Source organism: Pseudomonas neuropathica, from assembly GCF_051174785.1.
Lineage (GTDB): Bacteria > Pseudomonadota > Gammaproteobacteria > Pseudomonadales > Pseudomonadaceae > Aquipseudomonas > Aquipseudomonas neuropathica_A.
The window spans coordinates 296210-310554 of sequence record NZ_CP195111.1 but is presented as its reverse complement, the minus strand read 5'-3'; the positions used below and the strand labels follow the sequence as shown (position 1 = coordinate 310554).

The window sequence follows — 14345 nt, the reverse complement described above, 5'->3', positions numbered from 1 at the left end:
TGCCCCCATTGCGCACGGCATTGCTGTCACTATTGCGGCTACAGGTGCACTTCGACCGCCAGTGGCAGATGATCCGACAGATGTGTCCACGGCTTGTTGCCGAGGATCCGTGGGTCATGACTGCTGGCATTGCGCAAATAGATACGGTCCAGCCGCAGCAACGGAAACCGCGCCGGATAGGTCTTGGCCGGGCGCCCGTGATGGCGCTCGAAGGCTTCGTGCAGGTAGTCACGGCGGGCGAGGGCGGCGTTGCCCTGAAGCTGCCAGTCGTTGAAGTCACCAGCGATGATCACCGGGGCGTCGTCGGGCAGGGATTCGAGGAGTTGGCAGAGCAACTGCAACTGCAATTGCCGATGGCTTTCGAGCAGACTCAAATGCACGCAGATCGCGTGGACCTCGGCGTGCCCCGGCACGTCGAGCACACAGTGCAGCAGGCCACGGCGTTCGGGTCCGGTGATCGACACATCAAGGTTGCGGTATTCCCGGATCGGGTATTTCGACAGCAGTGCATTGCCGTGATGGCCGTCGGGGTAGACGGCATTGCGCCCGTAGGCGAAATCGCTCCACATGCTGTCGGCGAGAAACTCGTATTGCGAGGTTTGCGGCCATTCGTTGTAGCGACTGGAATGCCTTTCGTGTTCACCCACCACTTCCTGCAGAAACACCAGATCGGCCGAAGTGCTGCGTACCGCTTCGCGCAGTTCCGGCAGGATGAAGCGCCGATTGAGCGCGGTGAAACCCTTGTGGGTGTTAACCGTCAGCACCCTGAGACGATGGATGACGGGCGCGTCGACAACATGACGCTTGGGATCGCTGGACACGTTCACTCCTCTGGATTGCGGGCCGCTTATTCATGCGACTGATGGGGAGGGGCGGCAGTTCCTTGCAAATCATGGTTGATGACAACCCAATTCCTGTGGGAGCGAGCCTGCTCGCGAAGGCGTCGGCAAATCCAGTACATCAGTTGGTAGAATCGCCGCTTTCGCGAGCAGGCCCGCTCCCACCCTGAACGGCGTCAGACAAACACGATTTCATAGGGCAGGCGCATTCTTTCGAGAATCACCGGTGGCAGCATCGGTGCAATGCCGATCGCCGGTTCGCCCTTGAGCTGGCTGGCATAGGCGTGAGTAGCGTGGCTTTTGCGCGCCACGGTCCAGGTGTCGAGGCGCAGTTTGCGCGCGCGGTCCCAGGGGATCGACGTGTGTTCGCGTTCGGGCCAGTGCCACGCCCAGACCGGTACATCGTGGAAGGTCGCGCCGGCCTGTTCAGCTGCTTGCGCACTGGCCCGGCCCACGGCTTCATGGTCGTCGTTGCCATCGCCGCGCCAGGTGCTGAACACCACGTCGCCGGGGCGCAGGTAGCGGCTGATGAATTCGGTCACTTGCGCTTGCTGTTCGCACAGGGCGTTGTCGGTAAAGCCGCCGCGCACCCATTTCAGACTGTGCATCGGTAGGCCGAGGCGGCGCAGGGCTTCGACGCTTTCCTGTGGGCGGAACACGCTCAGGCGCTTTTCCGACCATTGCCGTGAACCCGGATGGCTGGCGCTGCCGTCGGTGATCGAGAGCAATTGCAGGGGATGACCGAGGCTGGAAAGTAATTGCAGCAGGCCGCCGCAGGTGACCACTTCATCGCCCGGATGCGGCGCGATGACCACGGCGCGGGCGCCGGCGGGTACCAGGCTGAGGGTATTGATGACGGGAATGTTGTCCAGTTGCGGGGCGCTGTTCCAGATTTGCGCCGGCGAACTGTTGTCGCTGAGGGATAACGGTTTCATGGTGTGACGTCCTTGTGTTGTTTCGCCCTCAGCCGTATGCGTGGCAATGATTGCCAGTCGCCGCCGACCCGTGAAGGCTGGTTGAATGCCTTGCGACGCTCCGAACCCTGGATTGCCGCGCAGCAGAGTATTGCTCATGAAGCGAAGTTCGTCGCGTCACAGATCAATCTGATCCGCTTTTTTTTGCTCTATCTGTGCCAGATTTCGCAGATAGTCACCAAAGCCGCCGCGCGCACGGCTGTCGAACCGCGCGCTGGTGAGCACTTGCGGGCGATGGCTCCAGGCGATGTTCGCGCCGTCGAGTTCCAGCTCCCGCACCAATTGCACATCTTCGTCGCAGGCCAGCGGTTTAAAGCCTCCGGCCCAGCGATAGGCGTCGGCGCTGATGCCCAGATTGGCGCCGTGGATATGCCGATGGCCATCGCAGGCACGGTAATTCCGGTGGTAGCGGATTTGCGCCGCTGCATCGAACGACTCATGCCAGCGTTCGACAGTGACGGTACCGCATACCGCGTCGGCGCCCAACCCCAGCTGAGCGACCAGCCAGTCATCGGCTACGCGGCTGTCGGCGTCCGAGCAAGAGATCCAGCGTGCCCCGCGTTCCAGCAACAGCTGTGCGCCGGCCGCGCGAGCCTTGCCGACATTGCGCGCGTTGATGTGCAGGCTCAGTACCGGATAGCGGCTGACAATCTGCGCCGAGCGGTCGGTGCAACTGTCGAGCACCACCAGCACCTCGACCCGTTCACCGGCCAGCAAGCCGTGGCGACTGGCGCGCATGGCCGCGCTAAGGCAGTCGTCGAGCAAGTCTTCCTCGTTGTGCGCCGGGATCAGAATGCCGATCATCGCAAGCCCTCCAGTGCCGCCACCGAACGCGGTTCGCGGCTCCAGACTTCAAGAATGAAGTCCGCTTCCTGATGCAGGACCAGCCGTGGCAGATGTAATTGTTCGTGGATCAGGTCGTGAACCTGTCGTGCATTCAGCGGGCAACCGTCGATGGGCGGACGCCAGTGGCAGGCGAGGAACTGGCCGTCGGCAGTCAGGCAATCACTGGCTCGACGGATCACGTCTGTCAGATCTTCGCCATCGAGGTAGTAGCCGATCTCGCTAAATACAATCAGGTCGAATTTTTCCTCCGGCCAGTCGCCGGGAAGACGGTTTTGTCGCACTTCGGCGTGGTCGAACAGGCTCAGCCGCGTGCGCGCCAATGTCACCGCCGCACTGGCGGTGTCACAGCACAGCAAGCGATCGCAACGGCCGGCGAGTTCGGCACTCAACTCACCGTTGGCGCAGCCGGGTTCGAAGATCGCCCGATAGTGCGGACGCGGCAGGGCGGCGAGGGTGATCGCGCGTTTGCGCTGCTCGTACCAGCGCTGACGGAACGCCCACGGGTCGTCGTTACCGGCAAACAGGCCGTCGAAATAGCGATCGTCGACACTCATAGAAACACCACTTCGAAGGACTGCAGCAGGCGATCGAGCACGTAGGGCGCGAGCACCGGGCCGAGTCCGGCGTCAGGGTCGCCTTCCAGTTGACTGGCGAAGGCGTGCACCGCGTGGCGCTTGCGCGCGACTTGCGCCGGCGTCAGGAGAATCTTGCGCGCCCGTTGCCACGGCACGAAAGCGTCTTCCGGAGTCGCCCAGTGCCACGTCCACACCGGCAGCTCATGGCAGCTCGCACCGACCCGGTGCGCGGCTTCGGCACTGGCGCGGCCGACGGCCTCATGGTCGCAATGACCGTCCTCGCTCCACGTGGTGAAGAGCACGTCATCGGGGCGCAGATGGCGTTCGATAAACTCGATCAACTCGCTTTCCTGAGCCTCGACCTGAGTGTCGGTGAAGCCGCCGCGCAGCCATTTCACGCGATGCATCGGCAGACCGAGACGGCGCAGCGCTTCGGCAGATTCCTGCGGGCGTACTACGCTCAAGCGTTCCACCGGCCAACGACTGGAGCCGGGATGACTGGCGCTGCCGTCGGTGACCGAAATCAATTGCAAAGGCCGGCCGGCCTCGGCGAGCAATTGCAGCAAACCACCACAACCGAGCACTTCGTCGTCCGGGTGCGGCGCAACAATCACCGCCCGCGCGCCCGGTGGCACCAGGCTGAGGATGTCGATGCTCTCCAGCTCCGCCAGGTGTCGCGACGCCTGCCACTGATGCAGGCTCGTGCCCTGGCCGACAATCGGATTGGTTTTCATAGTGCCCATACCTCACTGGATTGCCCGGCGACCAATTGCCCGAGGGCGGCCAGATCCCGTTCGGCATGACTTTGACGCAGGAACACCGGCAGGTCGGCGCTAAGCCGGGCAAAGTGTCGATCCTTGCAAAACGGTCCGGCGCCGAGCGCGCGCCCGACCTCACGGATTACCTGTTCGGCTGACTGCTCGACTACTGCGCGGGCACGCCGGGCGAGCAATTCGGCGTTGTCCTCAGGATGGGCATCGATGTGCAAAGCGCTGAAACGCAACACATCGGCGGCGGCCTGCAAGGCGCTATCCACCGCGCCGAGATGGGCGAGGGCGTGCGGTTCCGGGCGTTGCCCACACTGCATACGCAGCGTCTCGGCGATTTGCCGCGCGGCGCCGTACCAGCACGCCGCTATGCCGATCCCGCCTTGCCAGAAACCTGGTCGTTGCAGATAGTCGCCGGGGTTGCCGATGGCCTGCGCTTCGGCGCCGTCGAACAGCACTTCCACGCTACCGGTGGCGGCCATGCCCACCGCTTGCCAACCCTGTTCGGTGACGGTGACGCCCGGTTGGTCGAGGGCGACGGCAACCAGCTGTTGCTGATCATCGGCATCCCACGCGGTGAGCAAGGCATGGCTAAGCACGGCGGCGCCGGAGCACCATGCCTTGCGCCCATGCAGCGCAACCATGTGCCCGACCGGGCTGACTTTGACCCGTGCCTGCGGCGGTTCCGCCGCCCACATGCCCCACGTACTGCCCGGTGTCGGCGAGCCACCCAGTTGCTCGATGATCGCCAGCGCATCGGTATGGCCTTCGAACAGTTTGCACAAACCCAGATCATGCCCGCCGACTTCGGCCAGACGCTGAAAACGTTCCAGCGTGTGGCCGCTGCCCGGCAACGGCAACCGATCCAGCCCGGCCTCGACCAGTGCCCGCAGGCAATCGCCGAGGGCTACGGTGTGCGGATAGTCCGCTGTGCGTCGGGATAGATAACTGTGCAGATCCATATCAGTCTTCTTCATCACGTTGCAGTTCGAACAGCAGCAACGAGCGACCGGTCACCGAGTATTCGTGGCCGAAATCGAAGCGCTCCTGGCCACGGATCGACGGCTGATTGGTGTCGATCATGCAAGTCCAGAAGCTGCCTTCCGGCACTTCCGGCAACGTGAAATTGACGATGTCGTGATGGGCGTTGACCACCAGCAGCAGCGTCGCATCCGCACCCTTACGGCGAATCCCGGTTTCCTGCGCGCGGCCATCAAGCAACATGCCCAGGCAACGGTTGTGCGCGTCGTGCCAATGCTCGGTGGTCATCTCGGTGGCGTCCGGCGCCAGCCAGGTGACGTCCTTGACGCCGATGTCCTCGTTGTACTCGCCAACCAGAAAACGCCCACGGCGCAGGATCGGATAGGCCAGACGCAACTTGATCAGGCGTTTGACGAATTTCAGCAGCGCCTTGCCGTCTTCGCTCAGGTCCCAGTTGACCCAACCGATGTCGCTGTCCTGGCAATAAGCGTTGTTGTTGCCGTCCTGGGTGCGGGCGAATTCATCGCCTGCGACGATCATCGGCGTGCCTTGGGCGAGCAGCAGGGTGGCGAAGAAGTTGCGCATCTGCCGATGGCGCAAGGCATTGATTTCCGGATCGTCAGTCGGGCCTTCGACACCGTGGTTCCACGACAGGTTGTTGTTGCTGCCGTCCTGATTGTTCTCGTCGTTGGCTTCGTTGTGTTTGTCGTTGTACGAGACCAGATCGTTGAGGGTAAAACCGTCGTGCGCGGTGATGAAGTTCACCGAGGAATAAGGACGCCGCCCGCGCTGGTTGAACATCTCGCCGGAAGCGGTCATGCGACTGGCGAAGTCGGCGACCTGACCGTCGTCACCTTTCCAGAACGCGCGCACGGTGTCGCGGAACTTGTCGTTCCACTCGACCCAGCCCGGCGGGAAGTTGCCGACCTGATAGCCGCCGGGGCCGCAGTCCCACGGCTCGGCAATCATCTTCACCTGACGCAGCACCGGATCCTGACGGCAGGCGACGAGGAAGCTGTGACGCTCGTCGAAACCGTCGTGGTAACGGCCGAGAATGGTCGCCAGGTCGAAGCGGAAACCGTCGACGTGCATCTCGCTGGCCCAGTAACGCAAAGAGTCAGTGACCATTTGCAGCACGCACGGGTGGCTCAGGTCGAGGGTGTTGCCGGTGCCGGAATCGTTGATGTAGTAGCGCTTATCGTCGGGCATCAAGCGGTAGTACGAGGCGTTGTCGATGCCGCGCATCGACAGGGTCGGGCCTTGCTCATTGCCCTCGGCGGTGTGGTTGTAGACCACGTCGAGAATCACTTCGAGGTTGGCTTCGTGCAGGTGCGCGACCATCTCCTTGAACTCGGCAATCTTGCCGCTGGCCAGATAGCGCGGGTCCGGGGCGAAGAAGGCGATGCTGTTGTAGCCCCAGTAATTGGTCATGCCTTTGTGCAGCAGATGCTGATCGTTGACGAAGGCGTGAATCGGCAACAGCTCGACGGTGGAAACGCCAAGCTTGCGAATGTGTTCGAGTACATCGTCGACCATCAGCCCGGCGAAAGTGCCGCGTACGTTCTCCGGCACAGAGGGGTGACGCATGCTGATGCCGCGCACGTGGGTTTCGTAAATGATGGTTTTGTCCCACGGCACGCTGACGCGGTGGTCATTGCCCCAGGTGTGCGCCGGGTCGATGACTTTGCACTTGGGCACGAACGGCGCGCTGTCGCGCTCATCGAAACTGAGGTCGGCGTCAGGGTGGCCGATGGTGTAGCCGAACAGCGCTTCCGACCATTTCAGTTCGCCGACCAACTGCTTGGCGTACGGGTCGATGAGCAATTTGTGGTGGTTGAAGCGGTGACCGTTGGCCGGGTCGTATGGGCCGTAGACGCGGTAGCCGTAAATCAGCCCCGGGTGCGCATCGGGCAGGTAGCCGTGGTAGATCTCGTCGGTGTATTCCGGCAATTCGATGCGTTCGAGTTCGACTTCGCCGGCATCGTCGAAGATGCACAGTTCGACCTTGGTGGCGTTGGCAGAAAACAGGGCAAAGTTCACCCCCAGACCATCCCAGGTCGCACCGAGCGGGAAGGGCAGGCCTTCACGGATTCTCGACGGCTCGGCGTGCGCGGTGGGCTCGGCATTCTTTGGACGGGTCATGTTTGCTCCTGCAAAAATCGGGGTAGTTCGGTTAACACTGCACCCCTGTGGGAGCGAGCCTGCTCGCGAAGGCGTCTGTACATCCGACATCGCTGCTGGCTGACCCGGCGCTTTCGCGAGCAGGCTCGCTCCCACAGGGGGTTGGTGTGTTTCTTGAGGACGAGCACGTCCTCGGTGGCGAGCGAACCCGCCACACATTCATTCAGTTCAATAATCCGGTTAGCGTCAGATCGCCGAAGGCTTCTTCGGCGCTCGCGGCTTTTTCTCGGCGGCTTTTTCGCCCGGGGGAATCACTTTCGCGGCGCTGGCCGGTTTGGCTTTGGCCGGGGGTTTAGGTTTGGCGGCTGGGGCCTTGGCCTCTGTAGCCTTGCCCGCGGCTTTGCTGCCGGCCGCTTTTGGCGGTTTCTTCGGCGCCAGCGCTTCAGCTTCGGCGAGCTTGCGCGCCATCTCCCAGTGGCGCGCCTCCTGACCATCAGGCTGACCTTCCGATTCCCAGATTTGATAGGCGAATTCGCGGATGCGTTTATCGTCGGTACTCATCGCAATGCTCCTGAACTGAACTCATACTTGTGTTAAGTGTTGGATAAAGAGATTGACCGGGACATCCCCCAGCGCGTCGCTGATATTCAGCTCCCTGTTTTTTGTGACTGCGCTGCTTGAAAAAAGTCCCTTCAGGTTTGTGTCAGAGGCGGCGAACGGTAGAACCACCCGCGTATCGCCCCAGCGCAGCGCATCGACCTGAGGTACAGCACCGTTTTCCAGCAAGTTTGCGCAACGGATCGGCACGATCACGATGGCCTGCTTGCCCTCGTGCTCACGGGCGAACGCGAGCACGTTGTGCGCCTGACTACCCAGTACCTCCAGGGCCTGGTAAGTGCCACGCCGGAACAGCTCGGCGTGCTCGACGCGCAGGTTCAGCACTTCAGCAATCAAGGCTTGCTTGATGCGCCCGTCACGCCAGTTCGCCAGCAACTCCACAGGTGGCAATGGCTCCTGCAAGGCTTGCCCGCGAGCGGCGTAATCCACCGGCCGGCGATTGTCCGGATCGACCAGGCTGAAGTCCCAGAACTCATTGCCTTGATACAGATCCGGCACCCCCGGCACGGTCATGCGCAGCAAGGTTTGCGCCAAGCCATTAAGGGCGCCGGCAGCGGCGATGCTGTTGACGGTCTTGCTTAGCGCGGCGCGCAGCAGCTCGCCTTCTTCACCGGTAAGGAGTTTTTCGGTGAACGCTTGCGCGGCGTTTTCATAGGCTTCGTTAGGCGCACTCCAACTGCTTTGCAGCTTGGCCTCACGCAGGGCTTTTTGTTGCCATTGCCAGATGCGTTTGGCGTAGTCGGCTGCACCTGCCTGATCATCATCACGCAGTTGCAGCGGCCAACTGCCGAGCAATGCTTGATAGAGGATCAGTTCATCGCCACTCGACGGCATCTGCTCGTCAACCCGAACGGGACGGGCGAGGGCGCGCCACAATTCGATCTGCTCGGCGTACCAGTGGCTACGCTCGCTGAGCACGGCCAGACGCGCGCGGGTGTCTTCGCCGCGTTTGTGATCGTGGGTCGCGGTGGCCAGCAAGTTGTCGGGGAATTCACTCAGCCGTTGCTGATTGACCGCATGAAAGTCGCTGACCGGGGCGCTGAACTGTTCGGTGTTGTAGCCGACGTCATTGCGCGACAGCAGCACCGCCGAGCGATACAGCGCCGTGTCTTCGACGGCTTTGGCTGCTGCCGGTGACGTCAGTTGCTGAAAGCGTACGCAGGCATGTTTGAGGATTTTCCGCGAACGGCCGCGCGGTTTGCGCCGCCATGGCGTGCCGCCGAGCCACGCAGCGACGCAGTCGAGCACCGGCCAGTCGCCTTCGCCAAGCGTTTGCCGCGCACCGTCCATGGCCTGCTGGAAGAATTTTTCGTCCTGCTCCGAGCGGCCCATGGCGCTGATATAAGTGCGATAGACCGGGAAGTGCACGATCAGCGCCTGCAATACCCGGCGAATCGCACCGAGGGTCAAGTCGCGAGTCATCAGGTCATCGCGGGCGACCTGCAGCAGGGCCTGGGCGACGCTTTCGCAATCACTGGCCAGCGAACCGTTGAGGATCTGCTGCCGCGCCAATTGTGCTTCTTCGATGAACGCGGCCGGGCGTTCGGTGCGCCGTTGCCAGAGGTCACCGAGCACGTACTCGCCGTCCGGGTCGTGTTGCAGCAATGACAGCTGATTCATGAATTCATAACCGGTGGTGCCGTCCACCGCCCAGTCGCGGTGCAGGGTTTCGCCGGCGCCGAGGATCTTCTCGACGTAGATCGGCAAGTGCCTGCCCGGCGCCAGCAGATCAACCCGACGCCGCAGCTTGCGGCAATAACCACGCGGGTCGGCGAGGCCGTCGATGTGGTCTATGCGCAGACCGTCGACCAGGCCTTCGGCGATCAACTGGAAGATTTTGCCGTGGGTGGCTTCGAACACTGCCGGACGTTCGACACGCAGGCCGCCGAGCTCGTTGATATCGAAAAAGCGCCGCCAGTTGATGTCGTCCGCCGCCGTACGCCAACTCGCCAGGCGATAGCTCTGACGCTCCAGCAATTGGTGCAGTTTATGGAAGCCATCTTGCGTCGTCGAATCGTAATGCTTCAGGTTGTTTTCGATGGCCTCAGCGATTGCCGGATCACTCGCCAGTTGGCGCAATTCTTCTTTCAGCGGAATCGCCAGTGAATGGGCGTCGGTCTGATAACTGAGGGTGCTGAAGCGATCGGCCAGCGGTTTCAGCGCTTCTGCGGATTTGAGCAGCTCACCGTAATCATTCGGGCAGATCGGGAAGTGATGGTCGTAATGCTCGACGTGGAAGCCGCCCGTCTGCGCATTGAAATGCAGTTTCAGCGTGCCTTCCTGCAAGGCCACACCGTAATCGCTGCCGAGAAACGGCAGCAGCAACTGGCCTTCCATCAACGGGTCCGGCGAATGCCACTGAATATCGAAAAACTCCCCGTAAGGGCTCAGTCGCCCCCATTCCAGCAGGTCGAGCCACCACGGGTTGTCGTTGCCGCCGACCGCCATGTGATTGGAGACGATATCGAGGATCAGTCCCATGCTGTGTTCGCGCAGAGTGCTGACCAAGCGCCGAAGCGCCGGCTCGCCACCAAGCTCCGGATTGACTTGGGTCGGGTCGACCACATCGTAACCATGCATCGAGCCGGCCCGTGCCGCGAGCAACGGCGAGGCGTAAATATGGCTGATGCCGAGCCGGGCGAAGTACGGCACCAGTGGCACAGCTTGTTCGAGGGTAAAGCCCTTATGAAATTGCAGGCGCAGTGTCGCGCGCAGTGGCTGGATAAGCGCTTGATTCATTGGTCACGCTCGGCAGCCTGAAGACGCGCGCAGGCAAGTAGCTCCAGACGTCGCGCCGCATCCGCGCCGTCGAGCAGTGTTTCACTGGTGCCGGGCAGGCGCCGCGACCAGTTCGGATGGGTGTCGATGGTGCCCGGCAGATTGGCCTGTTCATTGATGCCCAGCGCATCTTCCAGCGGCAGCAGCACCAACGGCGCGCGGGTGTGGCCGAGGAAGCGTACGGCGGCATCGACCACTTGATCGGCCTCGTGGGATTCTTCGCGAAAGTTTTGCGGGTCTTGGCTCAATGCGCTGCGCAAGCCTTCGCGTTCACGCTGACGATGATGCCGCCATTCGATTTCACCGTTGGCATCGACAAACCCCAGACGCGCGTTCCAGTCGATATCGCGGCCATGCCACCAGCCGTTGAGCGTCGGCAGATCGTGGGTGCTGGTGGTCGCCAGCGCGTTGTCCGGCCAGTCGAGAATCGGTTTGAAATGGGTATTGTCCTGCTCGAACAGCAGCACGCGCATGCCGAGCATCGAGCGGGCGATAAGCTTTTCACGCAGGCCGTCGGGCACGGTGCCGAGGTCTTCACCGAGGACAATCGCCTGGTGGCGATGGGATTCGAGGGTCAGCAGGCGCAGCAAGTCATCGACCGGGTAATACAGGTAAGCGCCATCGGCCGGCGCGGCGCCGTTGGGGATCACCCACAAGCGTTGCAGGCCCATGACATGGTCGATGCGCAAGCCGCCGGCGTGGGCGAAGTTAGCGCGAAGCATGTCGATGAAGGCGCGAAAGCCATTGCGGATCAGGCCTTCGGGAGAGAACGCGGAAATGCCCCAGCCTTGCCCGGAGCGATTGAGAATGTCCGGCGGCGCACCCACGGTCAGCGAGGCGAGCAGTTCATCCTGAAAACTCCAGGCCTGACTGCCAGCGCCATCGGCACCCACCGCCAGATCGGCGATCAGGCCAATGCCCATGCCGGCACTGCGTGCGGCGGTTTGCGCACGTTCCAGACAACGATGGATCAGCCACTGGCAAAAAGCGAAATAGCCGATGCGTTCGGCGTACTCCTCGGCAAACGCCTCGAGCGCTGCGCCACGCGGGTCGTGCCAGTGTTCCGGCCATTGCCGCCAGTCGAGGTTTTCGCCACGGGCGGCGCGCATTTCCTGAATCGCTTCGAATCGGCAGTGGTTTTCCAGCGCTTCGCCACCGGCATGGCGGAAACTGGCGAAATCCGGGTGCAGCGGATGCTCACCGGCGATGAAACCTTCGTACAAGGCGTGCAAGAGTTTCTGCTTGGCGTCGGCGGCGCTCGGCCAGTCGATCAGTGTCAGGTCTTCCAGTTGCGCGAACTGCTCGGCCAGGCCGGCCGCGTCGATCGCATCACGCAAGGCGCGCTCACCGAGAATCGCTCCGGGCGCTGCATAGAGTGGATTGAGAAACAACCGACTGGATGGCGAATAAGGGCTGTAGCGCCCGGTATCGGCGTTGAACATGGCGTGCAGCGGGCTGATCGCCACTGCATCGGCGCCGCGTTCACCGGCCACGCGGACCAGGTCTTCCAGCGCCTGAGTATCGCCGAAACCGCCGTCACCAGGGCGGCGCAGCGAATACAGCTGCGCACTCAGGCCCCACACGCGGGGGATCGGATTATCCACCGCATCGCCGACGCTGAAGCAACGCTCCGGGGCCACGGCCAAGGTGAAATATTGATCGCCGATGTGCACTTGTTGATAACCGACCGGGATCAGCCCCGGCAGTATCGCTTCGGAATCGAGTTTCAGGTTCAGCCGTGAACCGTCTTCAAGGTGAATTTCACACGGGGTTTCAGGCGCAAAGTAACGCCCCAGATCCACGCCGATACCGACATCGGCAGTCAGTAGTGGCGGCAAGTGGCGGTCTTGTTGAACAGCTTGCAGTTCCAGCAGGCTGGCGTCGATTTCCTGCGCGGTGCTGGCGGGGTGGCCGAGGCCGATCAGGACATTGCGCAGCACCGCCGGGGCGACTTTCTGCGGGCGGCCGTTGGCGTCGATCCAGTCGACGGCGAGGCCGGCTCGGCTGGCAAGAATTTCCAGTTGCGCATCGCTCATAGGCGCTCTCCATCCAGAGGTTGCAAAGGGGTTGCGGCCGTGAGGCTGACAAGCGCGCAATACGCGGGCAGTTCGCCCGATTCCGATAGATCGACGGTGGGTGGCTGTTGAAACAACCACACGGCCTCGGTCTGTGGAGGGTTGACCACTGGCGTATCGCTGAGGTTCAGGTCAATTCGCAGCTCACTGCCATTGCCCAGGCGCCAGCGTGCACTGACCGCGCCGTAACCGAGCATATGCGCACCCAGGGCTTGGGTGCCGGACAGGTGGGGAATGATGTATTGATGGCGAAATTGCAGCAGCTTCTGGTACAGCTCCAGGGTTTCCTGCTGTTTTGCGCTGCCATGGCCGACCAACCTTGGCTGTGAGGCGTGGAAGGTTTTTTCGTCATTCGGGTCGGGAATCTGCTCGCGCTTGTGCGGATCGGTGAAGGCGCTAAACGCGGCGAATTCATTGCGCCGGCCCTCGCGCACCAACTTGGCCAGTTCGCCGTGGTGACTGGTAAAAAACAGGAACGGCTGTTCGGCGGCGAATTCATCGCCCATGAACATCAGCGGAATCATCGGTGATAGCAGCAACAATACGGTCGCTGCCTGCACGGCGCGCGGATCGGCCAGATGATGCAGGCGTTCACCGAACGCGCGGTTGCCGATCTGGTCGTGGTTCTGCAGAAACAGCACAAACGCTGTGGAAGGCAGATGTTCGCTAGGCTCGCCGCGCGGCTCGCCGTGGCGGGTGATGTGTCCCTGGAAGACAAAACCCTGACTCAGGCAGCGCACCAATTGTTCGGTGGGTTGCGCGGAGTAGTCGGCGTAATAGGCGTCGGTTTCGCCGGTGAGCAGGACGTGCAGGGCGTTATGACCGTCGTCGTTCCACTGCGCGTCGTAGTCGTATTCCAGCAGGCTCGACTGGTTGAGTTCGTTTTCCACGGTCAGCCAGACATGCCGACTCGGGTCGATCTGCGCGCGGATGCGCTGGGCCATTTCCGTGAGGAAGTCCGGGTCTTCGATGGCATGCACTGCGTCGAGGCGCAGACCGTCGAAGCGGTATTCGAGCAACCACATCAAGGCATTTTCGATGAAAAATTCGCGCACTTCGTCGCGGCGAAAATCGATCGCTGCACCCCACGGCGTGTGTTTGTCCTCGCGAAAAAAGCCTTTGGCGTAACGATGCAGATAATTGCCGTCGGGGCCGAAGTGGTTGTAGACCACATCAAGAATGACGGCCAAGCCGTGGCCGTGGGCGCTGTCGATCAGGTGTTTGAGTTGTTCCGGCGTGCCGTAAGAGGCTTGCGGGGCGTAGGGCAAAACACCGTCGTAGCCCCAGTTGCGTTCGCCGGGAAACTGCGCCAGCGGCATCAGTTCGATGGCGGTGATGCCCAGGCCGGCGAGGCGCGCCAGATGTTGTTCGACTTCAGCGAATCCACCGAGCGCACCGACGTGCAACTCGTAGATCACCGCTTCGCTCCACGGCCGACCGTGCCAGGCACTGTGTCGCCATTGATAGCTCAGCGGATCGACCACCACGCTGTGGCGGTCGAGGTCGCCATCCTGCGCCCTGGAGGCCGGGTCGGGCACCTCCAGTTCGCCGTCGATGTTGTAGCGGTAACGCGTACCCGCCGGGCAACGGGCCTTGATCACAAACCAGCCATCGGCCTGAGGCAGCATCGGCAGCGACTGGCCGTTTTCAAGTTCGACACTGACGTAAAAAGCATCCGGTGCCCACAGCGCGAACTGGGTATGTTCGGCGTCCAGCATGATCGCGCCGTGGGGCCAGGTTTCAGTAGACCGTAACGGCATCGTGGTGAACC

11 protein-coding genes are annotated in these 14345 nt (G+C 62.1%); all 11 read right to left on the bottom strand.

Annotated elements, in window-relative coordinates; all coding sequences use genetic code 11:
• Positions 1-38: 38 nt before the first annotated feature.
• Positions 39-821 carry an endonuclease/exonuclease/phosphatase family protein gene (locus ACRRSD_RS01400; RefSeq protein WP_038368981.1) on the bottom strand — a complete coding sequence of 261 codons (783 nt, stop codon included), beginning with the start codon at positions 819-821 and terminating at the stop codon, positions 39-41.
• A gap of 194 nt (positions 822-1015) precedes the next feature.
• Entirely contained in the window at positions 1016-1774 is a 759-nt protein-coding gene (locus ACRRSD_RS01395) for a PIG-L deacetylase family protein (RefSeq protein ID WP_435036794.1), read from the bottom strand.
• Between the two features lie 156 nt (positions 1775-1930).
• Positions 1931-2617, bottom strand: coding sequence for a glycosyltransferase (locus ACRRSD_RS01390; RefSeq protein WP_435036793.1), 687 nt, complete (start codon positions 2615-2617; stop codon positions 1931-1933).
• Entirely contained in the window at positions 2614-3213 is a 600-nt protein-coding gene (locus ACRRSD_RS01385; RefSeq protein WP_435036792.1) for an SAM-dependent methyltransferase, read from the bottom strand. Before ACRRSD_RS01385 ends, ACRRSD_RS01390 begins: the two co-directional genes overlap by 4 nt.
• Positions 3210-3968, bottom strand: coding sequence for a PIG-L deacetylase family protein (locus ACRRSD_RS01380; protein WP_435036791.1), 759 nt, complete (start codon positions 3966-3968; stop codon positions 3210-3212). The genes ACRRSD_RS01385 and ACRRSD_RS01380 overlap by 4 nt, the downstream gene beginning before the upstream one ends.
• Positions 3965-4963 (bottom strand): acyl-CoA dehydrogenase, encoded by a 999-nt coding sequence (locus ACRRSD_RS01375; RefSeq protein ID WP_435036790.1) that lies wholly within the window; start codon positions 4961-4963, stop codon positions 3965-3967. Before ACRRSD_RS01375 ends, ACRRSD_RS01380 begins: the two co-directional genes overlap by 4 nt.
• Position 4964: 1 nt before the next feature.
• A complete protein-coding gene (glgX, locus tag ACRRSD_RS01370) occupies positions 4965-7124 on the bottom strand; it encodes a glycogen debranching protein GlgX (RefSeq protein ID WP_435036789.1) in 2160 nt (719 codons plus the stop codon).
• Between the two features lie 225 nt (positions 7125-7349).
• Positions 7350-7664, bottom strand: coding sequence for a DUF2934 domain-containing protein (locus ACRRSD_RS01365; protein WP_435036788.1), 315 nt, complete (start codon positions 7662-7664; stop codon positions 7350-7352).
• Positions 7665-7685: 21 nt separating this feature from the next.
• Positions 7686-10460, bottom strand: a complete 2775-nt coding sequence (locus ACRRSD_RS01360) for a malto-oligosyltrehalose synthase (protein WP_435036787.1) — start codon at positions 10458-10460, stop codon at positions 7686-7688.
• A complete protein-coding gene (malQ, locus tag ACRRSD_RS01355; RefSeq protein WP_435036786.1) occupies positions 10457-12535 on the bottom strand; it encodes a 4-alpha-glucanotransferase in 2079 nt (692 codons plus the stop codon). The genes ACRRSD_RS01360 and malQ overlap by 4 nt, the downstream gene beginning before the upstream one ends.
• Positions 12532-14334: a malto-oligosyltrehalose trehalohydrolase gene (treZ, locus tag ACRRSD_RS01350; RefSeq protein WP_435036785.1), complete on the bottom strand. Its 1803-nt coding sequence runs from the start codon at positions 14332-14334 to the stop codon at positions 12532-12534. The genes malQ and treZ overlap by 4 nt, the downstream gene beginning before the upstream one ends.
• Positions 14335-14345 lie beyond the last annotated feature (11 nt).